Source organism: Sporosarcina sp. NCCP-2716, assembly GCF_023707985.1.
In the GTDB taxonomy this organism is placed as follows: domain Bacteria; phylum Bacillota; class Bacilli; order Bacillales_A; family Planococcaceae; genus Sporosarcina.
The window spans coordinates 431,366-457,961 of record NZ_BRCF01000001.1 but is presented as its reverse complement, the minus strand read 5'-3'; the positions used below and the strand labels follow the sequence as shown (position 1 = coordinate 457,961).

The following is a 26,596-nucleotide window of genomic DNA, read 5'->3' as shown; positions in this document are numbered from 1 at the left end:
TTCCTTCTATCAGTTTACCAAATGAAGCACGTTTCTTCTACAAACGACGAACGTGCATTCTTCCAGCAGAGTTGCAGATCAGACAAATTTGCAACCTGGCTGACGTTTTGACGTCCCCATAGTGTGGTATGATAGACTGATGATGTGAGGTGAGTAAGTTGGCAATACGGTATCCGAATGGGAAAAAGTATACACCGGCGGCCGTCCCCAAACAGCCCGAAAAATCTGCCCTGTCATTCAGCAACCGCGGCAAGACGCTCGAAGACGAACTGAACGACAGCAATGAGTATTACAACAGCAGAGGAATTGCCGTCATCCACAAAAAACCGGTCCCTATCCAGATTGTGAACGTCCGCTATCCCGCGAGAAGCGCAGCGGTCATCACGGAAGCGTACTTCAAGACTGCTTCCACCACCGACTACAACGGTGTCTGGAATGGACACTATGTCGATTTCGAAGCGAAGGAGACACGCAATAAGACCTCTTTTCCGCTGAAGAATATACATGAGCACCAAACCGAGCATATGAGGCAGGTCCACGAACAGGGCGGGATCGCTTTCCTGATCATCCGTTTTTCTTTGCTGGACCGTTATTTTGTGCTTCCCTACCGCAATTTCAGTGATAAATGGACACGGATGACCGAAGGAGGACGTAAATCGATCACTCTTTCAGAAATGGAAGAGCTGTCGGTCGAACTGACGCCCGGCTACCTGCCGCGACTCGACTATTTACGCGCCCTGAGCTCCGTGATCGACAGTGAACGAACCGAAAGGCAGGAATCTTAATGGACAATAATCCGAATTCAAGGACTGCCCGCCGAAAACAGGCGGAAGCAGAACAGCGATCTTCACGTAAAAAAGCCCCCGAGAAAAAGAAGAAAAAAGGGCTCATCAAAACGATCTTCAAGACAGTCGTCATCGCCGGCCTCCTTTTCCTTCTGGCAGGTGTCGGGCTCTTCACCTACTATGCAAGCACTGCACCGAAACTTGACGAAAGCCTGCTGAAAGACCCGCTATCCTCCAAACTGACAGGGCCCGATGGAAAGACGGTGCTCTATCAGACCGGCGTCGAAAAACGCGATTATTTCGCATATGACCAAATTCCTCCCGAGCTGCGCGATGCCGTGCTGGCGACAGAGGATGCCCGGTTCTTCAAGCACCACGGAATCGACTTCTGGCGTCTCGGCGGTGCGGTGCTCGCAAACTTCAGGAGCGGATTCGGCTCCCAGGGCGCCTCGACACTGACCCAGCAGGTCATCAAGAACTCATTCCTGAAAAACGAAAAGACACTGAAGCGGAAAGCCCAGGAAGCCTGGCTCGCCTTCCAGCTCGAACGCAACTACTCAAAGGAAGAAATCTTCGAGATGTATTTCAATAAAGTGCTCATGTCCGGCAACAAGTACGGAATCGGCACCGGAGCGAAAGTATTTTACGGCAAAGATCTGAATGAACTGACACTGCCGGAGATGGCACAGCTCGCCGGGATGCCGCAGTCACCGAACGCGTACAATCCGTTCAAGCATCCGGAACGTGCCGAAAAACGGCGCAACATCGTCCTCCGGCTCATGAACCAGCATGGCAAGATCACAACGAAACAGATGGAAGAAGCACAGTCCGTCTCTGTGGCCTCTACGCTCCTTCCTGAGGACCAGCGGGAGAAACCGTCCGATATCCGGTACCAGGCGTATATCGATCTTGCGATGAGCGAATTACAGGAAAAAGGCTACAAGGATATTGAGGCGGAAGGTGTCACCATCGTGACGGCGATCAATCCGGAAGCCCAGCAGGCCGTCGAGAAGGCACTGGCCGATCCAAGCAACTTTGAATCAGATACGATCCAGGCCGGCATGACAGTCGTTGACACGAAAACCGGTGAAATCGTCGCAGTCGGCGGCGGCCGGGATTACAAACTGTTCAACCATAACTATGCGACCGATCAGAAACGCCAACCCGGCTCGTCCATCAAGCCGGTCCTCGACTACGGTCCTGCCATCGAGTATTTGAACTGGTCGACAGGTCAGACAATTGTCGATGAACAGACAAAGGGCATTAAAGCGAACAACGTGGACGGCCGCTTCAAAGGACCGATCACAATGCGCCATGCACTGTATGAATCCCGCAACGTACCTGCCATCAAAACGCTGCAGGAAGTCGGAACGAAACAAGCGGCGGAGTTCGCTCAGGGTCTCGGCCTCCCGATGAAGGACTTGAACCTGTCCGATGCAATCGGCGGCGGCGCGAACGATGTCTCGACGATGCAGATGGCGGGCGCCTATGCAGCTTTCGGCAACGAAGGGATTTACACAGCGCCGCATGCCGTGAAGAAAATCATCTTGCGCGACGGAAAAACGGAGATCAACCTGTCACCGGACCCGGTTTCCGCCATGAAAGATTCAACCGCCTATATGATCACGGATATGCTGCGTGATGTGCTGACCAAGCAAAACGGCACCGGGAAACTCGCTAACATCCCCGGCGTAGATCTGGCCGGCAAGACCGGGACAACGAACTATTCGGCAGGAGACAAGCAGAAGTATAATATCGGCCGCGAGAGTGTACCGGATGCCTGGTTTGCAGGCTATACGTCCGATTACACGATTGCCGTATGGGGCGGTCACGAAAAACGAAATGAACCGATCGTCGGATTCCCAGGCGGGCGCGATATGCCGAAGTCCCTCTTCCGGCAGGTCATGGGCGATCTCGTTTCCTCCAAATCTCCGGGAACGTTCAAGAAACCGAGCTCGGTGGAAGAAGCAGCAATCGTGGTCGGATCCCAGCCATTGAAACTTGCGACGAATTCCACTCCATATAACATGAAGAGTGACGAACTGTTCGTCCGCGGAACGCTGCCGGAAAAAACATTCGTTCCGGAAAAGACAGAAGAAGATGATACATTCGAATTGGAAGCACCGACTGATCTGACTGCTGACTACGACTCGGATAACCGGGAAATCGAATTGAGCTGGAATCATAACGAACCGGATTCCGATGATTTCGACGGCGATATCCAATTCGCGGTGTCCGTCTCCATCGACGGCGGCGGAGCGCAGTCCCTGACGACGACAGATAACGACTCCTACACATATAGCAATGTGGAGCCCGGTCACTCGTACACCTTCTCCGTCACAGCGAAAGCCGGCAGTGTCTCGAGCGCCCCGGCATCTACTACACTGATGATCCAGGCGTCTGCTGAAGAACCGGAGCAGAACACCGATGACGGTGATGACGGTGACGGCCAGGATGACGGCGACAACCAGGATGATGGCTCTGATCAGGACAACGGCGGCAGCGATAATAACGGAAATAATGAAAATAATAACAACAACAGTAACAACAACGGAAACGGCAATAACGGGAACAACAATGGCAATAACAACGGGAATAATGGCAATAACAATGGAAACAACAATGGCAACAACAACAACAACAATGGAAACCAGAGCGGCGGCAATAACGGCGGTCAGGGGAACCAGGGCGGCAATCCGAACAACGGCGGCCAAGGGAACGATGGCGGCAATGGCGGTGACACGTCCACCCAGAATTCCGGGGACGTCAGCAGCAATGGATCGGGTAAGACTGATTCCAATACTGCCAGCACCCCGAAAAAACAGGACACGAAGCCTGACAGCAGCCAGACATCGTCCGATCAGTGAACAGAAAAAAACGCTCCGATCTTCCCGTAATGGGACTGATCGGAGCGTTTTTTCATCGTGCCGTGTAACGGGCAGCTTTTTTCTGGAGTTCTATATAAAGACCGTCCAGCTGGATCAAAGCGAACGGACTTGCGATCTTGTCCTTGACGAACTGGAGCCGCTCTTTCCCGTTCAGCGGTTCCAGTCTAGTCCGCCGGTCTGAACCGCCTGCCATTGCACAAATACCGAGCAGGATTTCATAACGGCCGATGGCGTCCGTCATGTCTTCATGGACAGATGCATCTTTACGGTCGTATTTCTCCTGGATTTCCGGTTTGCAGGATGCCCACTGTTCAAAATACGGGGCAAGCCTTTCTTTCGTGATCTTCGTGTCTTCAAGACTCATTGACTTTCATCCTCTTCTTTCCTTCCCGGCAGACCTGCAGCAGCGGACATTCCGGACAGTTCGGTCTCTGCGCCTTGCAGTGATACCGGCCGAAGAAGATCAGCTGGTGATGTGTCTCTGTCCACTGTTCCCTCGGTGTCCAGCGCATCAGTTTTTCCTCAACGGCAAGCGGGGAGTCTTTCCAGCGGTTCATGCCGAGCCGCTTGGCCACCCGTTCAACATGCGTGTCGACAGCGAGCGCGGGAACACCGAACGCATTGGAAACGACGACATTCGCCGTTTTCCGGCCTACGCCGGGCAAAGTCGTCAGCGTATCCCGCTCTTCCGGCACCACACCGCCGAAATTATTGAGAAGCATGAAGGAGAGGGCCTGGATGTTTTTCGCTTTGTTTCGGTACAGGCCGATCGACCGGATGTCCTGCTGCAGTTCCTCGACGGGGACAGCGAGATAATCATCCGGCGTCTTGTATTTCTGGAACAGGTCAGCTGTCACCCGGTTGACGAGGACGTCGGTACATTGCGCAGACAGCAGCGTGGCGATGAGCAGCTCGAACGCATTTTCGTGGACCAGTTCACAATGCGCATCCGGGAACATCCGGCCGATCTCCTCGAGGCAGAACTGCCATTCAGTTTTCGTCAGCATCCCGCTCACCCATCCCTGTCTTCGAGCCAGTTATAAAGAGGCACCCGTTTTTTCGTCTCCTGCCGGCGGACAGCCTGACCGGCCTGCACAGGCGTCCGGAAGGCCTGCGTCTGTTTTTCCACATCTGCCAGGGTCGTCACGTTCTTCTTCTTCCATTCAAAGAGGATCCGGTCAATATAGCGCATGCTCAGCTTCTGCGCGATGACGGCTTCTTTCAGGGCCGCGCGAATGATTTCAGGACTGTGATAATCCTGGTCGATCCACATGGCGATCGTTTCACATTCCATCGGGGACAGCAGCCGGCCGAATTCCTGCTCGAATATCCCGAAAATCTGGCCTTCCTCCTCTTTTCCGCCGGCAGCCGCCTTGTCCTGGCGGCGTTCGGTTTCGAAAGAAGCGACCGCTTCCCACAGCGGCATGAGCGAGAACCGTTCAAACAGCACCCCGTCCTCGTCGCTCCCCTGGTCGATCTTCAAGTACCCTTTCTGCATGAGACGCTGCATCACCTGGGATACTTCGTTTTCACTGAGGTGCATGCGGGACGCAAAATCTGCAGGTGTCGGGAATTCGATTGTCTGTGTGCGATACGCTTCCATCTGCAGGATCAGCATCGCATCGGTGTCCCGGATTCCTAGTTGTTTGTAGGAGCTAAAAAAAAGCTGGGGAATGGTGACATTCCCCTGCTCAATCCACATCCGGAGCCGGTCATCTTGTTGCATATCGCGAACTCCTTCCTTTTTTCACTATTATGGATACAGCCGGTTCAGGAGGCGCGGGAACGGAATCGTCTCCCGTACGTGCTCGACACCAGAGATCCAGGCGACTGTCCGTTCAAGGCCCAGTCCGAATCCTGAGTGGGGCACTGCTCCGTATTTGCTGAGTTCCAAGTACCATTCGTAGGCAGCTGCATCGAGCTGGTGCTCTTCGATCCGTTTTTTCATCAGGTCATAATCGTGGATCCGCTCGGAACCGCCGATGATCTCCCCGTACCCTTCCGGAGCGATGAGATCAGCACAGAGCACGACGTCATCCCGGTCCGGGTGGGGCTGCATGTAGAACGGCTTGATGCCGATCGGGTAGTTGACGATGAACACCGGCATGTCATAGCTTTCAGCGATGGCCGTTTCGTGCGGTGCTCCGAAGTCGTCTCCCCATTCGATATCGTCGAATCCGTTCTTATGGAGGAATTCGATCGCTTCGTCATACGTGATGCGCGGGAATGGCGCCTGGATCTTCTCCAGCTTCGATGTATCACGTCCGAGACGTTCCAGTTCAAGTTTGCAGTTCTGCAATACGGACTGCACAATGTGCGCGACATACTGCTCCTGCACTTCGAGGCTCTCGGCATGCTCGATGAATGCCATCTCCGGCTCTATCATCCAGAATTCGATCAGGTGCCGGCGGGTCTTCGATTTCTCAGCCCGGAATGTCGGACCGAACGAGAATACCTTGCCGAGCGCCATTGCGGCCGCTTCCATGTACAGCTGGCCTGACTGGGACAAATAAGCATCTTCGTCGAAGTATTTCGTATGGAACAGTTCGGAAGTGCCTTCCGGTGATGAACCTGTCAAAATCGGCGGATCGATCTTGACGAATCCGTTCATATGGAAGAATTCATACGTCGCCCGGATGATTTCGTCACGGATTTTCATGACTGCATGCTGTTTCCGTGAACGGAGCCACAAATGACGGTGGTCCATCAGGAATTCCGTGCCATGCTCTTTCGGTGTGATCGGGTAGTCTTCCGCAGCCTGGATGACTTCCAGCCCTTTCACCTGCAGCTCATAGCCGAAGCTCGAGCGTTCATCAGCTGTCACTTCTCCTGTGACATAGAGGGATGATTCCTGTGTCAGCCCTTTCGCTTTGGCGAAGAGGTCCTCACCGGCGTCTTCTTTGACAACGACAGCCTGGACAAATCCTGAGCCGTCACGAAGCTGAAGGAATGCAATTTTACCGCTTGAACGCTTGTTTGAGAGCCAAGCGCCTATCCGTACTGTTTCGCCTTCGTGATCAGGCATTTCGTGTATCATGATCGTTTTCATAACAGCCTCCAAATTCTTTAGGCAGTGCACCTAATCGGTAATTAGTCAGTCCATTTGTTTTCGACGAAACTGCGGATCCGCTGAACCGCTTCTTCCAGCAGATCCATCGATGTTGCATAGGACAGCCGGATAGTCTCGGCTGAGCCGAACCCGCTTCCCGGGATGACAGCGACGTTCGCTTCTTCAAGCAGCGCTTTCGCAAAGGCATCCACATCCGCGTATCCCGTATGTGCTGCCGCTTCCGTCACATCCGGAAGCAGGTAGAACGCCCCTTGCGGCTTGACGGTGCGGAATCCGGGGATCGCCTGCAGCTGCGGGTAGATCTGCTCGAGCCTCGATTCGAAATCCTTCCGCATCGTCTCGACAGCGTCCTGAGGTCCATTATACGCTTCAATCGCTGCGTATTGGGAAGTGGTGACCGGGTTCGACGTCGAATGGCTCGCAAGGTTCGTCATCGCCTTCACGACATCGCGGTCACCGGCGATATAGCCGATGCGCCAGCCTGTCATCGAATGGGATTTCGAGACCCCGTTGACGATGAATGTCCGCTGCTTCGCATCGTCCGACAGCTGAGCGATCGATACGTGCTCCGCCTGTCCGTAAATCAGCTTTTCATAGATTTCATCGGATACGATCCACAGATCGTGCTTCCGGCATACATCTGCAATCTCTTTCAGTTCCTGCTTAGAATACACCATTCCGGTCGGATTGCCGGGCGTATTCAGGATCAGCGCTTTCGTCTTCGGCGTCACCGCACGGCTGATCTGTTCAGCGGTCACTTTGTAGTCCGCGTCGGCCGCGGCGTCGATGATCACCGGTTTCCCGCCGGCGAGCTTCACTTGTTCAGGATAGCTCACCCAGTAAGGTGCAGGGATGATCACTTCGTCGAGCGGGTCCAGGATCGCCTGGAAAAGCGTGTAAAGGACGTGCTTCGCCCCCACACCGACCATGATCTCCGTGCGGTCGTATGTCAGCTGCTGGTCCCTCGCCAGTTTGCGGATCACTGCATCCTTCAACTCCGGAAGACCGCCGGACGGTGTGTATTTCGTCTTGCCTTCCTCCATGGACTTCCATGCTGCATTCAGGATGTTTGCAGGCGTATTGTAATCCGGTTCCCCAGCCCCGAGTCCGATGACATCGATCCCTGAGTCCTTCATCTCTTTCGCTTTCGCCGTGATGGCCAGTGTCGTCGAAGGTGAAAGTGCCGCCACTCTGGATGCCAATTGCTTTTTCATGTCGATCACTCCCTCTGCCGGTGCCCGTATCGCACCGCCTATAGATTCATTATCCGTTTCTGCCACGCACCGTCTTTCACCAGCACGTAGACATAGTTGAGCTTGCCCGCTTCGTTTTTGAAAGCGACTTCCCAGATGGGTTCGTTCTCTTCCATGCCCAGTTTAACATGAAGCAGCTTGCTGACCGGCATTTCCCGTTTTACATTGGCAAGTGCCTGTTTCGCCGAAACGCCGTTTGCCAGCGTCAGCTCCTTCATCTGGTCACGGTCTTTTTTCCCCCGGCCGATGAAAACAGCTTTGTCTTTGCCGGCTGCGTCTTTCCCGTAGACGACCGTATACGATTCGGTACCGCTGTACAGCTCAGCCCGGTCAGCCTGCTTCAGCAGACCTGCTGCCACGGCGGCCTTTTCCGCCTGGTCCTTCCACTGTGCTGCCGGCTGGTACGCTTTGTAGAAAACGAAACTTGTGAGCAGCAGAGCGAGCGTAAAAAGAAAAACGATGAAGAATTTTATCCAATTAACCACGATTTCACATCCCGTTTGCAAGAGCTCCTCCACTGGAGCGTTCCTGCCGGCAGCCTTTGCAGCCGCCGGTCTAGATACCTCATTTATTATAGCAATTATCGAGTTCGTCTACCATACGTGCAAGTGACACTTTTTTTACGGGTACGTCCGGAAGCGCTTCAAGGAACTTCTTTCCATACGACTTCGTTTCGATGCGCCTGTCGAGGATGATGAAAAACCCGGTATCCTCGGATGAACGGATCAGCCGTCCGAATCCCTGCCGCAGCCGGAGGATCGCTTCCGGCAGTGCATACCCGCTGAATGCATTCTGCCCATGCTTGTTCAGCTGGGCTGTCTTCGCTTTGAAGATCGGCTCGGATGGTGAGGAGAACGGCAGTCGCACGATGATGATCGCCGACAGATCGTTACCCGGCACATCGACCCCTTCCCAGAAACTGTTGGTCCCGAACAATACGGCCTTGCCATACTGCCGGAACGACTTAAGCAGGCGGTACCGGCTCCCTGAACTGATCCCCTGGGCGATCAGCGCGTATTCTTCCAGCAGGCCGCTGTCGTAGATCAGGTCGTACGTGTGCTTCAGCATATCCTGCGAGGTGAACAGGACGAAAAGTCTCCCCCCGGTCACCATGACGGTCTGGACGACGGCTTCCGCCACTTCCTCCACATATTCCGCCTGGGACACTTGCTGGATGTCCGGCATATCCTCCACGATGAACAGCTGGGCGCCCTTATAGAAATGGGCAGGCGCCAGCAGTTTCTTCACCGGCACATCCGCCTGCGCTCCGAGCTGGCGGGCGACGAATCGTTCATCACTCTTGACGGTCATCGTGCCGGACGTCCAGACGACCCCCTGACCCGCTTCGAAGAAAGGGCTGAGCGCTTTCCGGATCACCCGGGCGCTGTCGTACGGACTCTTGATGACCTGGAGGCTGCCGGGGATGCTCCGTTCGTCCTGTTCCATCCACACGGTGCCGTCTTCTCCTTCTTCCAGGAAAAGTTCGACCCATTCGCCGCGTTTCATGCGCAATTCATCCGTCCAATACTGCCATTCCGCAAGGACCGCGTGTTCTTTTGGTGACAGGCTGTCCGTCTCCAGGACTAGCGCCCCGGCATACTCTTCCATACAGCCGATCAGGCGCCCAAGCGCAGCGTCCGCTTCCGTCAGGATATCCCTGTCAGCGGGAATCTGATCGAGTTCGATATGGAGTCGGCTCCCTTTCACATGTCCGCGCCTGATCGATTCCGGACCGACCAGTTCGCGCACGGAGTCATCGAACGCTTTCAAAAAGCTGTCGAAGGCACGGACGAGCGCCTCCTTTTTCCTTGAACGGTACATTTTCTTCCTCACGAGCAGACTCTCCAGCCGGCTGCTGATCTGATCTTCCGCCTCCGAGGAGATCTGACCCATGACATATTTCCAATTCGTGAAGGAGAAGATCACTTCATTCGTCTTATAGGCAGCGTGGATGAGCTGATGGGCTTCGTCGACGATCAGCCCGCTTGCATCCTCGATCATCCGGTCCCTCGTATCTCCATCGCTCAGCAGCAGAGAATGGTTGGTGATGACAAGATCGGCATTCCGGCAGTTCTGCAGGGCCAAGCGATGATAGTCGGCATCCATTTCGTCTTCCTGCAGCTTGGAAGACCGTTTGCGGACACGGTCGATGTAGAGCATACCGCCGCCTGACAGGTTCAGTTCGTTCAGATCGCCTGTCGCTGTCTCCGTGAGCCAGACGAGGAGCTGCATCTCGGTGAAGACATTATCGTAGCTCGATTCACCGCTCAGCAGCAGTTCCGCGAATTTGCCGAGGGAAATGTAATGGCTGCGGCCTTTCAGAACTACGGCATGTACGGGCATCGAAAGCGCCGATGCGACGGCGGACGCCTCTTCGCCGATGATCTTGTCGGCAAGATGGTTCGTGTAGGTGCTCACGATGACAGGACGTGACTGCTGGATGGCATGCACGGCAGCCGGAAGCAGGTAGGAGATGGTCTTCCCCATGCCGGTCGGCACTTCCACCATCACTTCCGTCCCGCGCTGGAGCGAATCCCACGCCGTATCCATGAATTCAAGCTGGGACGCCCGCGTTTCGTAGGATGCATATGTGCTCCGGAGCAAACTGTCCTTCGCCTCCCGGCTGTCCGGGAAGGCAGGGTGCCTGTTCTCAGGCCGCACGAGCAGACCGGCCCTGCGATACGGGATCCCCCTGAACCGCGGCAGATGATCATCTGCCGTCCGGCTCCGCCTGCCGTTCAGCGCAAGGTGGAACAGGACGGAGATGTCCGATTTCAGTGTGAAGGACCGCTTATGGAGAAGGGAGATCGTCCGTTCAGGCAGCTGCTCCACTTTTTCGATGCAGCGGAGCAGCAGATAGGCGGCCGCCTTTGCATCATCGTCCGCCCTGTGTGCTGATGGCAGCGGGATGCTGAGCTCTTCAGTGAGCTCCTTCAAGCGGTAGCTCACTGCCGACGGAAAGACGATCTTAGCGAGCTCCACCGTATCGATCTGCCGTCCCTGCCAGAGCGGGACAGCGCACCGTGCGAATTCCTTCTGGAGAAACGGCAGATCGAACTGCGTGTTATGCGCGGTGAACACCCAGCCGGTCAGCATTTCGGACACTTCGAGCGCAATCTCCCCGAACTCGGGGGCCGATGCGACATCCTGCTCCGAAATACCTGTCAGTTCCTGGATGAACACCGGAATGGGCTGACCCGGATTGACGAAACGGACATATTCCTTCACGAGTTCCCCGTTTTCGATAAACATGATCGCAATCTGGATGATCCGGTCCCCTTTTTCAGGAGAATGGCCGGTTGTCTCCAGATCGACGACAGCAAATTTCAACTTTTCCATGGAATCATCAACTTCCTGTTCGGTTTCCTACTGCCGATTGTACCACAAATCATGCCGCTCTCTCCAAAGGCGGACGGCTGCGCTGCCAATGATCAAAAAAGAAACCGGAATTCTCCTGACTGCTGCGGAGTTTTCCGGTTTCTCATTTTTTCGCCGGCGTCTTCGTGATCAGACAGTCATGCCGGGAAGTTCTTCTATGATTTCTTCGATCCGGTTGTGCCGGTCCATCAGCAGCACGGTCGGGACGTGCTGCTTCGCCTGTTCATCCGCCATGAGGGCGTACGCCAGGATGATGACGATGTCGCCGGGCTGGACGAGACGGGCGGCAGCTCCGTTCACACAGATCATGCCGCTGCCGCGTGCGCCGGCGATCGTATACGTTTCAAAACGCTCGCCGTTATTGTTGTTGACGATCTGGACCTTTTCGTTCGGCAGGATATTCGCCGCATCGAGCAGATCGGCGTCGATCGTGATGCTTCCGACATAATTGAGGTTGGCTTCCGTGACGACGGCTCGATGGAGTTTGCTTGTCAGCATGGTTCTGTACACTGGTTCATCCTTCTTTCTGGAATATTAGATTATCGATCAGGCGTGCTTTTGAGAACTGCACGGCACAGGCAAGGATCAGCTCCGGTTCTTCAGCTCGGGGCTCCGAGAGATCCGGATAGGAAAGCAGAGAGACATAGTCGACCGTTCCGGATGTCAGTTCCGTCAGCAAACCAGCTATCTCCGCTTCGATCACTTCCCGGGACTTCCCCTGCCGATAAAGCGAGAGTCCGTGCTGCAGCGCACGCTGGATGGCAGGTGCTTCGTCCCGTTCTGCCGGCGTCAGGTTGACATTGCGGGAACTTTTCGCAAGTCCGTCCGATTCCCTCACGGTCGGCACCCTGCAGATGGCGGTGGGTATAAGATAATCCCGGAAGAACGACTCGATGATGGCGAGCTGCTGGGCGTCCTTCATGCCGAAGAAGATCGTGTCCGGCTGTACGAGATTGGTCAGTTTCAGGACGACTTGCAGGACACCGTCGAAATGTCCCGGCCGGGATGCACCGCAAAGTCTGCAGGCGAGCGGCCCCGGAGTGATCCGGATGCCGCTGTCTGCCGGGTACATCTCGTCAACAGACGGGCAGAACAGCGCCGCCGCGCCAGCAGCCTCTGCCACGCGTCTGTCCGATCCGAGATCCCTCGGATACGATTCGAAGTCTTCCCCGGGCCCGAATTGTGTCGGGTTGACGAAGACACTGACGATCACACTGCCGCAGCTGTCCGCCGCCTGGCGGATCAGTTCTGCGTGCCCTTCATGCAGATAGCCCATTGTCGGGACGAAGCCGACTGTGTTCCCTTCGGCACGCTGCTCTTCGCGCCACTGCTTCAGTTCACTTATTGTGGTCAAGGTGCGGATACCGGCACGGACACTCATGATTTCGGCCCCCCGTATAATGCATCCAGTTCTTCTTCCTTCATCGTGAACTGGTGCTCCTCCGCCGGAAATTCACTGTTCCGGACGGCAGCTGCATAGCCCCGGATACCGCTTTTCACGGATTCGCCGGCGTTGCTGAACGCCTTCACGAATTTCGGCAGCCGGTGATCGCCATACTGCACAAGATCATGGAATACGAGGACCTGGCCGTCTGCGTCCAGTCCGGCACCGATGCCGATGATCGGCACCGATACCGCCGCGCTCAGCTGTCCGGAAAGCTGATGAGGCACACATTCGACAACGATCATGCAGGCGCCTGCCTGTTCGCAGAGGACGGCATCCTCGATCAGCCGCCGGGCGTCTTCCGCCGTCTTCCCCTGCACTTTGTAGCCGCCGAGGACCGATGCCGACTGCGGCAGCAGGCCTAAATGCGCGACGACAGGGATGCCTGCAGATGTCAGCAGCTCGATCGTACGGAGCACTTCGCCGGCACCTTCCACTTTGAGGGCATCCGCGCCTGTTTCCTGGAACATGCGGACCGCTTCCGTCAAGACGCGGTCGTCGGATCCCCGGTACGTGCCGAACGGCATGTCGACTGCGAGGAACGTATCCGGCGCACCTCTCCGGACCGCTTTGCCATGGTGGATCATGTCATCCGCCGTGACGAAGACGGTCGACGGATAGCCGAGGACGACCATGCCGAGGGAGTCTCCCGTCAGTATGATGTCGATGCCCTCCTGTTCGGCTGCAGCGGCTGTCGGGTAATCATAGGCCGTCATCATGACGATCTTTTCGCCCGCAGCTTTCATCTTCTTGAAATCAGTGATTGTCTTCATTCGTCCGTCTCCTCTCCTTTTCAGGAGAAAACCAAAACAAAAACCCTCCTGCCGTTTAAAAAAGGACAGAAAGGTGGTAAGGTCTGTGTCATCGGTTTCCTCCGTCCCTGTCAGTTACGATCAAGGCAGAACTATTCAGTTTGCAGATTGCTGGTATATCAGGTGCGACTCGGATCGATATCGCCCTCTTCCACACTATAGCACGGGCAGATACATCTTGCCAGCGTGTCTGCCCATTATTCAGATTATATGGATATCCGCGGAATAGATGCCCCGTATCGTCCCGTCGTCGAGCTGTACTTCGAGCCGGCCGTCATCGGAAATTCCGCGGGCCACCGCTTCATAAGTCTCCTGCAGTGTCGAAACCCGTATCCTCCTGCCGATCGAATCGGCGTAGCTCTCCCACAGCAGTTTCAGCGGCGCGAAGCCTTTTTCGACGTAGAGCGATACATACTGCTCCAGGTAGGACAGCACAGCTGCGACCAGTTTTGCCCTGCTGACCGGCTGTCCTTCTTCGATACGGAGCGAAGTGGCGATCGACTGCAGTTCACTCGGGAAGTCGTCCGGCTCCTGGTTGACGTTCATGCCGATCCCGAGGATGATCGCTTTCACGCGGTCGGGATCCGCCTGCAGTTCTGTCAGGATGCCTGTCAGCTTCCTGCCGTTCACTAAGATGTCGTTCGGCCATTTGATGGACGGTGTGACGGACGTGCATTCTTCGATCGCCCGCACGATCGCCACTGCCGTGACAAGCGTCATCTGGGGAGCCTGCTGCGGCGTCAGTGCAGGCCGCGTGATGACACTCATCCAGATCCCTTTTCCAGCGGCAGACGACCATGGGCGGGAGAGCCGCCCTTTCCCGGCCGTCTGCTCATCGGCGATGATGACGGTCCCGTCCGCTGCGCCGTTCTGCGCTTCGTCATGCGCGATGAGCTGTGTGGAGGGGCATGTCCCGGTGTAGCGGATGGTGCTTCCGTAGAGCGGCGTCGTCAAATACTGCTGGATTGCTGCTGGGGTCACCGCATCGGGCGAAGCGATCAGGTAATAGCCTTTCTTCCTGACGGAGCCGATCTCATATCCTTCGGTCTCCAGTTCCTTGACGTATTTCCAGATTGCCGTCCGCGAGACGCCGAATTCATCTGCAAGCTGCTGCCCCGATACAGGATGTTCCTTACCGGCCGACATCCGTCTGAGCAGTTCAGTCTTCACGTTCGTATTCATGCACATACCATTCCTTTATCGCGTCGTAGTCGTTCGGTAGTTCCCTGTGCAGGACCGCATGCTCGATCGCATCCAGCACGTCTCCGACCCACTTGCCGGGCCTCCTTTCGCCCCAGCCGATCACATGCTCGCCGCGCACTGCCAGATCGTGCTTCGAGCGTATCGGCAGCGCATCCAGGGCCGCCTCCAGTTCACAGACCGATGCCGGCTGCTGCTGCAGAAGGGCTGCGGCAAGTTTTTCGGCTGTCTGCAGCGGGCCGAGGCTGGCCGTATAAAAGTCATCCACCGTGTAGCCGCGATGCTTCCTGACTTCGAGCAGGCTGTCGACGGAGCGCAGGTAGGCCCGTTCCCTGTTCGACAGCTTATAGGCCCGTGCGACATCCCCCGGCGTGAATCTGCCGGCCGCCATGAGCGAGGCCCAGCCGTCTGACGGACTCCGGAACGGCGCGCAGGCAGCGAGAAGCTCCGGCAGTTCCGGGAACAGCGGGAGCACATCCGCAAGCCCAGTCTCCGTCATTTTCCGGAGTGAATCCGCCGCGGAACCGCCAGCGAACAGTTTGTCGAACTCGGCCTTCACGCGTTCGACCGACAGCCGGGAGAGCGCCGGAGCGAGCTTACGGATAGCGTCTTCCGTCGCCGGATCGATGCTGAATCCGAGCGTGGCGACGAACCGGACGGCGCGGAGCATGCGGAGGGCATCTTCTCCGAACCGCTCTTCAGGCTGTCCCACCGCACGGATCGTCTTCGCAGCGAGGTCCCGCTGTCCCCCGAACGGATCGACGATAGCACCGTCAAATGTCATTGCGAGTGCATTGACCGTGAAATCGCGCCGTTTCAAGTCCTCGTCAAGCGACGTAACGAATTGTACGTCATCCGGCCGGCGGCTGTCGGAATAGGTCCCTTCTGTACGGAATGTCGTCACTTCGATCGGTTCCCCTTCCTGGATGACGAGTACGGTCCCATGGTCTGTCCCGAGATCGACCGTCGACTGGAACAGGCTTTTCACCTGATCAGGCGTTGCAGCGGTCGCGATGTCGATGTCCTTCGGCTGTTTGCCGAGCAGATGATCGCGCACGGCGCCTCCGACGAATACCGTCTCATAGCCCGCCTCCGTCAGCCGTCCGGCCACCGCCCTGCTTCCTGCTGTCCCGAACATCGTCACTGCCCCTCCCGCAGGAGACGCCCGTAAAGCTCCTCGTACTGTGAGACGATGTGCGATGAGCCGAATTTCTCGCAGACGGTTCTCAAGGCGTTTTCACTCATCCGCCGCTGCAGATCCATATCCTGCAGGATCGCCACCGTTTTTTCGGCGATCGCTTCCGGACTGCCGACAGGCACCAGATAGCCGTTCACCCCGTCCTCGATCACTTCGGGTATGCCGCCCGCTGTCGTCCCGACGGCAGGCACGCCGCACGCGAAGCCTTCAAGCAGGACAAGGCCGAACGCTTCCTTTTCCGAAGGCAGCACCATGACATCACTTGCCGACAGGATCGCCGGGAGGTCGTCCCGTTTGCCGGTGAAGATGACGTGATCCGTCACGCCGAGACTGTCAGCGAGCCGTCGGATGCGGGGCATCTCCGGTCCTTCGCCGACGAGCAGGAGTTTCGCCGGAACGGTTTTACGGATCTTAGCGAATGCGCGGATGAGGTCCGGAATCCGCTTGACACTGCGGAAGTTGGAGATGTGGACGATCACCTTGTCGTTTTCCGGCAGCTGGAATTCCTCGCGGATCGCCGTGCTGTCGACAGGATGGTACGTTGTTTCATCGATGAAGTTATAGACAGTGACGATCTCCTTCGCCGGTTCGATGAGTTCCATCGTCTCTTTCCGGAGTGACTCGGAGACGGCTGTCGTGATATCCGACTTGTCGATGCCGTACTTCACCGTGTTGCGCAGTGCCGGATCGTGGCCGAGTATCGTCACGTCGGTGCCGTGCAGCGTCGTGATGATGCCGATATCCGACTGCACCATGTCTTTCGCGAGGACAGCGGAAACCGCATGCGGCACAGCATAATGGACATGCAGCAGATCCAGCTGTTCCTCCTCGATGACCTGGCCGATCCGGTTGGCGAGCGCAATATCATACGGCGGGTATTTGAAGACGGCATAGCCGTCAATCTTCACTTCGTGGAAATGGATCCGGTCGTTCGGCTGACTGTAACGGAACGGCAGGCTGGAAGTGATGAAATGGATTTCGTGGCCTTTCTCCGCCATTTTCAGTGCAAGCTCAGTTGCGACGACTCCCGATCCTCCGAGGGAAGGGTAGCAGATCACCCCGATTTTCAATCGTTTCATTGTTTCACTTCTTTCACGTAGGTTGCTCATGCTTGGATGAGGTGTTCGAGGCCATTGACGAACTCCGGCCGCTGCATCGATTCACGGATTGCAAGCAGGACACCGGGCATGAAACTTTTCCGGTCGAACGAATCGTGACGGATCGTCAGCAGTTCGCCTTCCCCGCCGAGCATGACCTGCTGGTGTGCAAGGAGACCGGGCAGACGGACGCTGTGGATCTTCATCCCCTGTACATCCGCTCCGCGGGCTCCGTATGCGTGGACCTGTTCGTCAGGATGCCCCTGCAGATGCGGGGTCCGGACCTGAGCGATCATATCCGCCGTCTTCACGGCTGTGCCGGACGGCGCGTCGAGTTTCCGGTCGTGGTGCATTTCGATGATTTCCACGTCACCCAGGTAATGGGCCGCCTGCGCCGCGAACTTCATCATCAGGACAGCGCCGATCGAAAAGTTCGGTGCGATGATGCAGGCGATGCCTTTCTGCTCACTCAGCTCCTGCAGCTGACCGAGTTCTTCGATCGTCAGCCCCGACGTCCCGACGACGGAGCAGATCCCGAGAGCCATGGCTTTCCGGGCATTCGGGAACACCGCTTCCGGGTCGGTCAGGTCCAGCAGTACATCCGGCTGCTGCTGTTCGTTCAGTTCAACGAGCGAAGTATAGATCCTGACACCGGCCGGTTCCGCGGTGACAGTGCCTTCCGAGGCATACATGCCATCGTATTTGTAGTCGAGGGCAGCCACTACTTTCATGCCGGCGGCTTCCGAGATCGCCGCTGCCGCCGTGCTGCCCATCCTGCCTCTGATTCCCGCAATCGCAACTCGAATGGTCACTCCGTCTCCCCCTTTCTCGTCCAGCGGTCCGCATCCCGTGTCTGGAACTTCCCGAGAACCTGCCGGAGGGCTTCCGATAAATCGATCCCTTCCGCGTTCGCGAAACAGATGAGCACGAACAGCAGGTCCCCCGTCTCTTCCGACAGCGTGCTTGCGACTTCCGTATTCTTCTTTTTCTTCATTCCGTAGACGTGCTGCACTTCACGCGATAATTCACCGAGCTCCTCGGTGAGCCGCGCCATCAGCTCCATCGGCGGGAAATACCCTTCTTCGAAGCTGCTTATGTACTTGTCGACTGCCTGCTGCATCGATTTCATCGTTGTCAGTTCACTCATAGTGTCCCCCACCTTCCTTACTTTATCGTATTCATTCATCTGGCTATTGTCAAAATAAATTAGATGACTGATAATAGCACTAGCGCGTTTTTAGGAAGGTGATGGGATGTTCAAAGACATTAAGCTGAAAAATATTTTCTTCATCATACTCGGCTCTGCGATTTTCAGTTTTGGCCTCGTTCACTTCAATATCCAGAATGAACTGGCGGAAGGCGGATTCACGGGGATTACACTCATCCTGTTCTTCGCTTTCAAATGGGACCCGGCCATCATGAACCTGGTTCTTAACATCCCGATGTTCTTCATCGGATGGCGGATGCTCGGGAAACGGATTTTCACGTATACGGTTGTCGGAACAATCGCAGTTTCCGTATTTTTGCGCGTGTTCATGAAATACCAGATCGATATCCACATGAAGGATGATATGTTCCTGGTCGCACTCTTCGCCGGTGTTTTTGTCGGCGTCGGTCTTGGGATTATCTTCCGTTACGGAGGTACGACTGGCGGGGTCGATATTCTCGCCCGGCTTGCGCAGGTGCACTGGGGATGGAGCATCGGGAAGACGATGTTCATGTTCGACGCCGGGGTGATCCTCGTTTCGTGGGCCGTCTACCTCGATCACCGGTCTGTCATGTATACGCTCGTCGCACTGTTCGTCGGAGCGCGCGTCATCGACTTCGTACAGGAAGGTGCCTATGCAGCCCGCGGGATGTTCATCATCTCGGATCATCAGGATGCGATCGCGACCCGGGTCGCGCTCGAGATGGACAGGGGGGTCACCGTCTTCAAAGGCTACGGCCACTTCACGAAAGCCGACCGCAATATCCTCTACTGTGTCGTTTCGAAGAATGAAATCATGCGCCTCAAAGGGATCGTCAATGCCGTCGATCCGCATGCGTTCGTCTCGGTCATGGAAGTCCATGATGTCCTCGGTGAAGGGTTCACACTTGACGACCAGAAGCAGCCGATACCCCGTTAACATGAAAACGCCTTATGCTGAAGTCAGCATAAGGCGTTTTTGTTCAGTTAGTCGCGATTCATGAAAATTGTCAGGAGACGCAGCAATTCAAGCACCGCAACTGCAGTCGCAGCAACATAAGTCATCGCCGCAGCACTCAGTACCTTTTTCGCATACGGTTCCTCTTCGTTCCGGATGATGCCGAGCTCGACAATCTGCGTCATCGCCCTGCTGGAAGCATTGAACTCGACAGGCAGAGTGACGATTTGGAATACGACGCCGACCGCCATCATGATGATACCGATACCGAGCAGGCTGTTCATGCTCGAAAAGATCAGTCCCGCCATGATGAAGAACCAGCTCGCGTTCGATGTGATGCCTGCGACCGGCGCAAGACGGTGGCGGAAACGGAGGAATGCATACGCTTCCTTGTCCTGGATCGCATGGCCGACTTCGTGTGCCGCGACTGCTGTCCCTGCAACGGAGGCGTTCCGGTAGTTTTCGCTCGATAAGGCGACGATTTTGGTGACCGGGTTGTAGTGATCGCTCAGCACCCCTTGTGTCTCGACGACTTTGACATCCTGGAGACCGTTATGGTCCAGTATCAGGCGCGCGACTTGAGCGCCGGTCATGCCCGAAGTGGAACGGACACGGGAATACTTATTGTACGTACTTTTCACTTTGAATTGTGCATACAGAGGCAGCAAGATGATGATGCCCAAATATACTAGGAAATTCAACGGTTCCTCACCCTCTCTATAGGTCTATTCTAAATGGCGGTACAGGTGTCCTGCAACTTTTATACAACAGGGTCGATTTCTTCTGTTACAACTTTATGTCTGCTCTTCCAGTTCCATGCGAGAAGGAGGATGCAGATGATGGACAGCCAGAACGTAAAGTAGCCGACGTACTCCATATACTTCATGAGATCTCCGTAGATCGGCATTTGACCGAACAGGTAATCGATGACGTCGTTGTGAAGTGTCCAGATGGTCGCCAGGGCGATCGACAGCCAGCCGAACCGGTAGCGTCTCCAATAGAGCACCCCCTGCAGCGCCATCGCTCCGTGGGAGAAGACGAGCATCCATCCCGCCGCCCCGATGCTGCCGGTCTCCTGCAGGGTCCATAAGTTCATGACGACCGCCCAGACGCCGTATTTTACGAGCGTCAGCAGGGCCAGCGCCTCGAACAGCCTGAAATGGGTGCGGAGAAGCCAGCCGATGAGGACAAAGCAGAAGAACAGGCTGGCTGTCGGGCTGTCCGGGACGAAAATCCAGAACTTCGGTTCCGTCATCTCCAGCTGCCACATATACCAGTCATACCCGTACACCGTGCCGATGATATTGACGAACAGCAGGATCCACAGGAACCACCGGTTATTCAGGATCAGGCTCACCCATGCGCTTGTCAGTTGCATCTTCATCACTCCAGCCGTTGCAAACTATTTGCTTATGAAAAAAAGGAGTCAGTTTCCTGACCCCTTTTTCTTTATTCCTTGCCGAGATTCGAGATGAACTCAGCCATTGTTTTCAAATCTTCGTCAGATCCATCCCACTGACCCGGAGGCATTGTGCCGATCCCATCATGGGCGATCTTCTCGATTTCCTCAGGTGAAAGACCGGTATCCGTCAGCGGATGACCCAATCCGCCCTGGAACTGGTCCCCGTGACAGCCGATACAGGATGACCCTTGGTAAATCTTATAACCTTCCGCATTTTCGTCGAATTCAACTTCCTCGACGATCTTTCCTTGTGCTTCCGCCTTCACCCAGTCATGGTTGACGACAGATTCCCAAGTGAGGTAGAAAATCGCAGCGAATGCCAGCAGCATGAAGCCTGTCGGCAGCGGACGTTTCCATGGACGGCGCTCTTTTGACGTATCCATGAACGGCACGAGCATGAGAGCTCCGACTGCCAGTCCAGGAATGACGATCGCACCGACAACGTTGAATGGTCCGGATGCAAATTCATACTTCAGCAGCTGATACATGAAAAGGAAGTACCAGTCAGGAAGCGGGATGTACGTCGTATCTGTCGGATCTGCCTGACGCTCAAGCGGTGACGGATGCGCAAGTGTAATAATCAAATATCCGATCAGGAAGATTGCACCGACCATCCACTCTTTCAAGAGGAAGTTCGGCCAGAAGGCTTCCGTCTTACCCGGATATTCGGAATAGTCTTTCGGTACGTTAGGTTTTCTGGTCGCTTTGATACGCGAGTCCCCAACGAATTTCATGCCTTTTCCGTGTTGCATCTTGTTCCCTCCTTAGTGAGAAATCAAGGACTCCCGGTTTTACAGAGGTCCGGAAATACCTTGTCTTCTGATCATGATAAAGTGTGCTGCGAGCAATCCGAGAAGTGCCGCAGGCAGGAAGAATACATGGATCGCAAAGAATCGAGTCAGTGTCTGAGCACCGAGGATCGTTGCGTCCCCTGCAAGAAGGATCTTGATCCACTCCCCAATGAACGGAACAGAACCAGCAATCTCAATTCCTACTTTCGTAGCGAACAGAGCCTTCATATCCCATGGCAGCAAGTATCCTGTGAATCCGAGACCGAGGATGACAACGAACAGAAGCACGCCGACCACCCAGTTCAACTCACGAGGCTTCTTATAGGCGCCTGTAAAGAATACACGTAGTGTATGTAGGAACATCATGACAATGACAAGCGAAGCTCCCCAGTGGTGCATACCGCGCACGATTTCTCCGTATGCCACTTCATTTTGAAGATAGTAGACGGATTTCCAAGCATTTTCAATATCCGGTGTGTAGTACATAGTAAGGAACATACCGGACAAGATTTGGATTACCGTGACGAAGAACGTCAATCCTCCGAAACAATAGATGAATGCAGAAAAATGATGTGCGGGGTTTACGTGTTCGGGTACTTCATGGTCGGCGATATCGCGCCAAATCGGGGTGATATCAAGCCGTTCATCGACCCAATCATAAATTTTGTTCATCAATTTGATTGTACCCCCTGACTTATTTAACTAGTTGGTTCGGCATCGTCTTACCGAGGTGGACGTACCCGTCAACAATTTCAACTTCGTACTGATCGAGCGGACCAGTCGGCGGAGTGCCTGGGATGTTCTTACCGTTCTTTTCATAGCGTCCGCCATGACAAGGACAGTAATACTCATCCGGGTGCGTATCATCGGCTCCCCAGTTCACCGTACAGCCCAAGTGCTTACATACAGGGGACAGAGCGACTACTGTATCGCCTTGCTTGTAAACCCACGCTGTGTTCGAAACGTCTGATTTGTACCAAGCATCTTTCCGGTCTTTGATCGTGAAATCGACACGGACCGGTGTGTCTGTCACATCATCGGCTTTCTGATCAGTCGGGACAAAGTCGGCTCCTGCAGAAGTTGCCAGTACCGGATCGACCGCAAAGCGGATCATCGGCATCGCTGCGGCAGAGACCATGAATCCGCCGACACCCATTAGTGTGTAGTTCAGGAATTGTCGTCTAGACACTTTGCTGCTCATCCATTTCCCTCCTCTTACTCCAAAGTCAGTCCAACGGACATACTTTTGCTAATTGTTAATACTAGGACATATCTATAATATCCTACCGCCACTTGAAATTCAACGGTGCATTTACGGGCAGACCCTTTTTGTGAACAAATATTGACTTTTTCTCATTTAAAGTTCACATCTTCTTCGTGGTTGTCCGTTCACTTCGCCCAGGCTTCCGTCAAGGACGGGAGCAATTGTTTGAGCTGATCTTCCAGAATGGAATGCTTCAGGCGCTCATCCATGTTTTCGATCGGGATAGGCGGGAGCCAGAGGACAGTCCCTTTCACCGTGATGCTTGTCCATGCTGCGTCCGTCGTCAGGTAGAAAATATGCCGGAACGGGGAATCCGCCATGTCCGATGCCAGTCCGCTGCTGAAAACTGAAAGATCCATCGACGGTGAATACGAGAACGGCGGCGTGACCATCACCCTGCCTTTGAACTGCTGCTCGATGAACGACGAAAGGTTCATGAGAAAATCTGCAGACGAGGCGCTTGCTTTCATGCGCCCTTCTGCTGTTTCCATTTTAATAAGCGGGACAATTGCGGTGTCTATGTATTCTTTTTGCTGTAAGTATGTGTTCATATCTGCTGCATTCCAATTCATGCGTGACACACCTTTCATATGGAGAAGAGACCCCATCCCCAGGAGACGGAGTCAGTGCTCTTTTTGTTCGTTCAGCTCATTGAGAATGCCGGACAGGGCTAGGAAACGCTTTTCATCATTCGCATCCAGGGCGGCGTCGACTTGCTTCATCAGTGTTTCCTTCGTGACACTGACAGTGCTTTCTTCCAGCAGCTTCTGTGCTATCCTGCGGTCGCGTTCACTCACTTGCTGGTCAACCGGGAAATAAGGGTTTTCTTCCAGCACGCTCGCATAATGGGGTGAGCTGTTGCTTTTCTGGAAATTCAGCTGGATGAACATTTTCTCTTCAGGATGAAGCCGCAGGTCGTGGAACGACTTCTCTGCATCCGTCGTCATGAGGCTCCCTTTGTAGAAGCGGAACGGGACGCCATTCGAATCGATTGTCGAGATGACCATGGCGCGGGGACAGAAATGGGCGTCCTCCGTGAAGTGGACATTTTGCAAAATCTTCTCATGGCTCAATAAGTAATTTAAAATCCACACACATTCCCGGCGCTTCAGTCGATAGCGCTTCAAAAACCACCTGATGAAATCTCGTTTGGCAGCGACAGGAACTATGGCTTCCATCTTATGCCTCCTCTTCTTCCTCATCCTGTAAAAAGGACGTCCACTCCGGATGATCCGGAACGATTGCAGTCAGCTGTTTCACGATCGGGACTGCCTCCTGCCTCCTGCCGTCCTCCAGCAGGAATTTCGCAAAGCGTTCCAGGAATTCCGGGTCTTCCTTCATGCCAGTGTATGCCTGCGCATAAGAAGCGTATGCCTCTCCGAAACGTTCCGCTTCCTCTTCCGCATACGCCCTGAACGCAGCGAGCAGCGGAATGTCGAGCTGGTCCTCAGGTGTATCCTTCAGCAGATCCGCAAGCTCGGCGTACTCTCCAAGACCTTCAAGGACAGACGCCAGGGAGATCCGTGCCTCCAGATATTCCGGGTCAAGGGCGAGTGCTTCCCCGAAGTGCAGCCTGGCGTCGTCCGGCATCGACAGTTTGAGTGCCGCCTTGCCGGCGGACAGCCTGAGTTCCTTGTCGTATTCGTCGCGGCGGATTCCTTCTGTGAAGTAGTCCAGCGCCTGTTTGTTCTCTTCAAGGAGCAGGCTTGCCTGGCCCGCCAGCATATAAGCGGAAAAGTAGTCGGGATCCATTTTCAGGAGTTCGTCAAGATGACGGAGGGCTGCCTGCGGATGACCGCTCTGATAATTACTGTAAGCGGCGCCGAACAGGGTGCCGGGAAGCACGTCCCCCTGCCGGATCATCCTCTCGTAATAAGGGACGGCTTCCTCATATGCAGCGCCGGCACTGTACGCTTCGGCAATCCGTGCTGCGACCGGCTGTCCCGCCAACTCTTCGATTCCCCGTTCCTGCAGGGTCAGATACAGCCGGACCGCTTCCGCATACCGGCCGCCGTCCAGCAGCAGCTCGGCTTTAGCGAAGAGGACGACCGGTTCAGCAGGCGCTAATTTCTCCGCCTCCACGATCTTCGTAAGGGCCACTTCGGCCATCCCGATCGTCTGATAATAATCCGCCAGCAGCAGCAGTGCCTGCAGATACTCATCTTCGTCCGGACGGATATCGGTCAGCAGCAGCAGGGCATCGTCTTCCCTCCCGAGCGCCATATAGGCTTCCGCGCGGTCGATCTTGAGCTGGCCTGCGTCCGGAAGTCGCTCGAGCAGCACGCCGTACAGCCGGTCGGCCTGCGGAACGAGCCCCACTTCCATCAGCATGCCTGCGCTGTCGTAGATGAGTTCGAGATCCGGGTCGGCCTCGAGCTGCCGGACAGCCTTTTCCACGGCATCCAGGTCGCCTGTCATGATGCTTTGTTCCAATTGCTGTATCTGTTCCATAGTTTCACCTTTTCCTGCACATTGTATACGCCGTGCTGATTGTCATTCGGTCAGGTCAGCGAATCGAGATGTTCGAAAAATCCGGGGTAGGATACGCTGATGCATCCCGCGCCTTCAATGCCGACAGGTCCTTCCGACACGACGGAGGCCACAGCAGCCATCATCCCGAGGCGGTGGTCTCCGTTCGAAGACAGGACCGCCCCTTTCAGCTTGACGGGACCTGTGATCCGCATGCCGTCCTGTGTCGGTTCGATAATGGCGCCGAGTTTCCTGAGTTCCGTACAGACCGCTTCGATGCGGTCCGTCTCTTTCACCCGGAGCTCACCTGCGTCCCTGATGACCGTCGTGCCCTCTGCCTGTGTGGCGAGAAGGGCGATGACCGGCAGTTCGTCAATGAGCCGGGGGATCAGGTCCCCTCCGATCTCCACGGCCTGCAGTGTACCTGCATTAACGTTCACATCCCCGTAAGGCTCTTCCGCTCCCATGGATCTGACCGTCTCGGTCACAGCAGCACCCATTTCCTTCAGGACGTCGAGAATGCCGGTGCGTGTCGGGTTCAGACCGACATTCCGGAATGTGACTGAACTGCCCGGCACCATCGCTGCAGCGCACATGAAGAACGCTGCCGATGAAATATCACCCGGCACTTTCACTTCCGCCGCCTTCAGCGGACGCCCGCCTTCTACCGACACGGAATTCCCGTCGATCGTTACTGCGCCGCCGAACTGCGTGAGCATGCGCTCCGTATGGTCCCGGGAAACGGCTTGCTCCCGGACCGTCGTCGTGCCGGCAGCGGAAACGCCTGCAAAAAGCACAGCTGATTTCACTTGCGCACTGGCCACCGGCATCTCATACGTGATCGCTTTCAGCGGATGGCCTGTGACAGTGAGCGGAAGTGTGCCGCCGGTTCCCGAAAACTCGAACCCGGCTCCCATCTCGGCGAGCGGATCGGTCACACGCCGCATCGGCCGTCTGCACAAATACCGGTCACCTGTCACTTCAGCGGTGACTGCGGAGCCCGACAGAATGCCGAGCAGCAGCCGCGCCGTAGTTCCTGAGTTCCCTGCATCGAGCCGCTCTGTCGGAGTCGTCCACCCGGAAATCCCCGGGCTTATGACGGTCACATCCGTCCCCTGCCGTTCAATCGCCACCCCGAGTTTCCGGAAGATCCCGATCGTCGACAGGCAGTCTTCCCCGGCCAGGAAGCCGGTGATCGACGTTGTCCCTTCCGCCATCGCCCCGAGCATGACCGCCCGATGGGAAATCGATTTGTCGCCCGGTACGGACAATTCCCCGAGGAGCGGACCGCCCCCTGCCGAAACCGTATGTATCTCTATTTTCCTCATTTACAGCACCTCC

General features: G+C 55.5%; 27 protein-coding genes. 3 read left to right on the top strand and 24 right to left on the bottom strand.

The annotated features are described in order from the left end of the window. Positions 1 to 158 precede the first annotated feature (158 nt). Together recU and NFU03_RS02365 are read left to right on the top strand one after the other, a co-directional pair. On the top strand, positions 159 to 785 hold the full coding sequence (gene recU / locus NFU03_RS02370; protein ID WP_251635787.1) for a Holliday junction resolvase RecU: 627 nt from the start codon (positions 159 to 161) through the stop codon (positions 783 to 785). Next, positions 785 to 3,652 carry a penicillin-binding protein 1A gene (locus tag NFU03_RS02365; protein ID WP_251635785.1) on the top strand — a complete coding sequence of 956 codons (2,868 nt, stop codon included), beginning with the start codon at positions 785 to 787 and terminating at the stop codon, positions 3,650 to 3,652. The genes recU and NFU03_RS02365 overlap by 1 nt, the downstream gene beginning before the upstream one ends. 52 nt (positions 3,653 to 3,704) lie before the next feature. Here NFU03_RS02365 and NFU03_RS02360 read toward each other — a convergent pair whose 3' ends face one another. The 15 genes from NFU03_RS02360 to NFU03_RS02290 all read right to left on the bottom strand — a co-directional run bounded on the left by NFU03_RS02360 (position 3,705) and on the right by NFU03_RS02290 (position 18,272). Next, positions 3,705 to 4,037, bottom strand: a complete 333-nt coding sequence (locus NFU03_RS02360) for a YpoC family protein (RefSeq protein ID WP_251635783.1) — start codon at positions 4,035 to 4,037, stop codon at positions 3,705 to 3,707. After that, on the bottom strand, positions 4,027 to 4,680 hold the full coding sequence (nth, locus tag NFU03_RS02355; RefSeq protein WP_251635781.1) for an endonuclease III: 654 nt from the start codon (positions 4,678 to 4,680) through the stop codon (positions 4,027 to 4,029). Before nth ends, NFU03_RS02360 begins: the two co-directional genes overlap by 11 nt. 5 nt (positions 4,681 to 4,685) lie before the next feature. Further along, positions 4,686 to 5,399 carry a DnaD domain-containing protein gene (locus NFU03_RS02350; RefSeq protein ID WP_251635779.1) on the bottom strand — a complete coding sequence of 238 codons (714 nt, stop codon included), beginning with the start codon at positions 5,397 to 5,399 and terminating at the stop codon, positions 4,686 to 4,688. 27 nt (positions 5,400 to 5,426) lie between these two features. Beyond that, positions 5,427 to 6,722 carry an asparagine--tRNA ligase gene (gene asnS, locus NFU03_RS02345; RefSeq protein ID WP_251635777.1) on the bottom strand — a complete coding sequence of 432 codons (1,296 nt, stop codon included), beginning with the start codon at positions 6,720 to 6,722 and terminating at the stop codon, positions 5,427 to 5,429. A gap of 41 nt (positions 6,723 to 6,763) precedes the next feature. Continuing rightward, positions 6,764 to 7,957, bottom strand: coding sequence for a pyridoxal phosphate-dependent aminotransferase (locus tag NFU03_RS02340; protein ID WP_251635775.1), 1,194 nt, complete (start codon positions 7,955 to 7,957; stop codon positions 6,764 to 6,766). Between the two features lie 38 nt (positions 7,958 to 7,995). Next, positions 7,996 to 8,481, bottom strand: a complete 486-nt coding sequence (locus NFU03_RS02335) for a cell wall elongation regulator TseB-like domain-containing protein (RefSeq protein WP_251635773.1) — start codon at positions 8,479 to 8,481, stop codon at positions 7,996 to 7,998. Positions 8,482 to 8,560: 79 nt separating this feature from the next. Beyond that, the gene (gene dinG / locus NFU03_RS02330) at positions 8,561 to 11,335 is read right to left on the bottom strand and encodes an ATP-dependent DNA helicase DinG (RefSeq protein WP_251635772.1); all 2,775 of its coding nucleotides are present in this window, start codon (positions 11,333 to 11,335) and stop codon (positions 8,561 to 8,563) included. Between the two features lie 168 nt (positions 11,336 to 11,503). Further along, positions 11,504 to 11,884 carry an aspartate 1-decarboxylase gene (gene panD, locus NFU03_RS02325; RefSeq protein WP_251635771.1) on the bottom strand — a complete coding sequence of 127 codons (381 nt, stop codon included), beginning with the start codon at positions 11,882 to 11,884 and terminating at the stop codon, positions 11,504 to 11,506. Between the two features lie 4 nt (positions 11,885 to 11,888). Beyond that, positions 11,889 to 12,737: a pantoate--beta-alanine ligase gene (panC, locus tag NFU03_RS02320; RefSeq protein WP_251636213.1), complete on the bottom strand. Its 849-nt coding sequence runs from the start codon at positions 12,735 to 12,737 to the stop codon at positions 11,889 to 11,891. Between the two features lie 14 nt (positions 12,738 to 12,751). Then, entirely contained in the window at positions 12,752 to 13,591 is an 840-nt protein-coding gene (gene panB / locus NFU03_RS02315) for a 3-methyl-2-oxobutanoate hydroxymethyltransferase (RefSeq protein WP_251635770.1), read from the bottom strand. A 240-nt stretch (positions 13,592 to 13,831) separates the two neighbouring features. Next, entirely contained in the window at positions 13,832 to 14,812 is a 981-nt protein-coding gene (locus NFU03_RS02310; protein ID WP_251635769.1) for a biotin--[acetyl-CoA-carboxylase] ligase, read from the bottom strand. Beyond that, on the bottom strand, positions 14,790 to 15,968 hold the full coding sequence (locus tag NFU03_RS02305) for a CCA tRNA nucleotidyltransferase (RefSeq protein ID WP_251635768.1): 1,179 nt from the start codon (positions 15,966 to 15,968) through the stop codon (positions 14,790 to 14,792). The genes NFU03_RS02310 and NFU03_RS02305 overlap by 23 nt, the downstream gene beginning before the upstream one ends. A gap of 2 nt (positions 15,969 to 15,970) precedes the next feature. Continuing rightward, positions 15,971 to 17,107, bottom strand: a complete 1,137-nt coding sequence (gene bshA / locus NFU03_RS02300; RefSeq protein WP_251635767.1) for an N-acetyl-alpha-D-glucosaminyl L-malate synthase BshA — start codon at positions 17,105 to 17,107, stop codon at positions 15,971 to 15,973. A gap of 26 nt (positions 17,108 to 17,133) precedes the next feature. Continuing rightward, on the bottom strand, positions 17,134 to 17,937 hold the full coding sequence (gene dapB / locus NFU03_RS02295) for a 4-hydroxy-tetrahydrodipicolinate reductase (RefSeq protein ID WP_251635766.1): 804 nt from the start codon (positions 17,935 to 17,937) through the stop codon (positions 17,134 to 17,136). Next, a complete protein-coding gene (locus NFU03_RS02290; protein WP_251635764.1) occupies positions 17,934 to 18,272 on the bottom strand; it encodes a nucleotide pyrophosphohydrolase in 339 nt (112 codons plus the stop codon). Before NFU03_RS02290 ends, dapB begins: the two co-directional genes overlap by 4 nt. Positions 18,273 to 18,378: 106 nt before the next feature. Here NFU03_RS02290 and NFU03_RS02285 point away from each other — a divergent pair, with 106 nt between their 5' ends. Beyond that, entirely contained in the window at positions 18,379 to 19,251 is an 873-nt protein-coding gene (locus tag NFU03_RS02285; RefSeq protein WP_251635762.1) for a YitT family protein, read from the top strand. 47 nt (positions 19,252 to 19,298) lie between these two features. On the opposite strand, the gene NFU03_RS02280 is transcribed toward NFU03_RS02285, so the two are convergent. The 9 genes from NFU03_RS02280 to aroA form a co-directional block, all read right to left on the bottom strand. Next, entirely contained in the window at positions 19,299 to 19,970 is a 672-nt protein-coding gene (locus NFU03_RS02280) for a zinc metallopeptidase (RefSeq protein ID WP_251635760.1), read from the bottom strand. Between the two features lie 59 nt (positions 19,971 to 20,029). After that, positions 20,030 to 20,647 carry a lipoprotein heptaprenylglyceryl N-acetyltransferase LhaT gene (lhaT, locus tag NFU03_RS02275; protein WP_251635759.1) on the bottom strand — a complete coding sequence of 206 codons (618 nt, stop codon included), beginning with the start codon at positions 20,645 to 20,647 and terminating at the stop codon, positions 20,030 to 20,032. A 71-nt stretch (positions 20,648 to 20,718) separates the two neighbouring features. Then, positions 20,719 to 21,483, bottom strand: a complete 765-nt coding sequence (locus tag NFU03_RS02270; protein WP_251635757.1) for a menaquinol-cytochrome c reductase cytochrome b/c subunit — start codon at positions 21,481 to 21,483, stop codon at positions 20,719 to 20,721. A 39-nt stretch (positions 21,484 to 21,522) separates the two neighbouring features. Beyond that, complete coding sequence (qcrB, locus tag NFU03_RS02265; RefSeq protein WP_025784873.1) at positions 21,523 to 22,197, bottom strand: menaquinol-cytochrome c reductase cytochrome b subunit; 675 nt, start codon at positions 22,195 to 22,197, stop codon at positions 21,523 to 21,525. Between the two features lie 19 nt (positions 22,198 to 22,216). Then, positions 22,217 to 22,723 (bottom strand): Rieske (2Fe-2S) protein, encoded by a 507-nt coding sequence (locus NFU03_RS02260; RefSeq protein WP_251635755.1) that lies wholly within the window; start codon positions 22,721 to 22,723, stop codon positions 22,217 to 22,219. Positions 22,724 to 22,911: 188 nt separating this feature from the next. Continuing rightward, positions 22,912 to 23,358, bottom strand: coding sequence for a DUF2487 family protein (locus NFU03_RS02255; protein ID WP_251635753.1), 447 nt, complete (start codon positions 23,356 to 23,358; stop codon positions 22,912 to 22,914). Between the two features lie 51 nt (positions 23,359 to 23,409). Next, complete coding sequence (locus NFU03_RS02250) at positions 23,410 to 23,964, bottom strand: ReoY family proteolytic degradation factor (RefSeq protein WP_251635751.1); 555 nt, start codon at positions 23,962 to 23,964, stop codon at positions 23,410 to 23,412. A 1-nt stretch (position 23,965) separates the two neighbouring features. Further along, the gene (locus NFU03_RS02245) at positions 23,966 to 25,237 is read right to left on the bottom strand and encodes a tetratricopeptide repeat protein (RefSeq protein ID WP_251635749.1); all 1,272 of its coding nucleotides are present in this window, start codon (positions 25,235 to 25,237) and stop codon (positions 23,966 to 23,968) included. Positions 25,238 to 25,287: 50 nt separating this feature from the next. Then, positions 25,288 to 26,583 (bottom strand): 3-phosphoshikimate 1-carboxyvinyltransferase, encoded by a 1,296-nt coding sequence (aroA, locus tag NFU03_RS02240; protein ID WP_251635747.1) that lies wholly within the window; start codon positions 26,581 to 26,583, stop codon positions 25,288 to 25,290. Positions 26,584 to 26,596 lie beyond the last annotated feature (13 nt).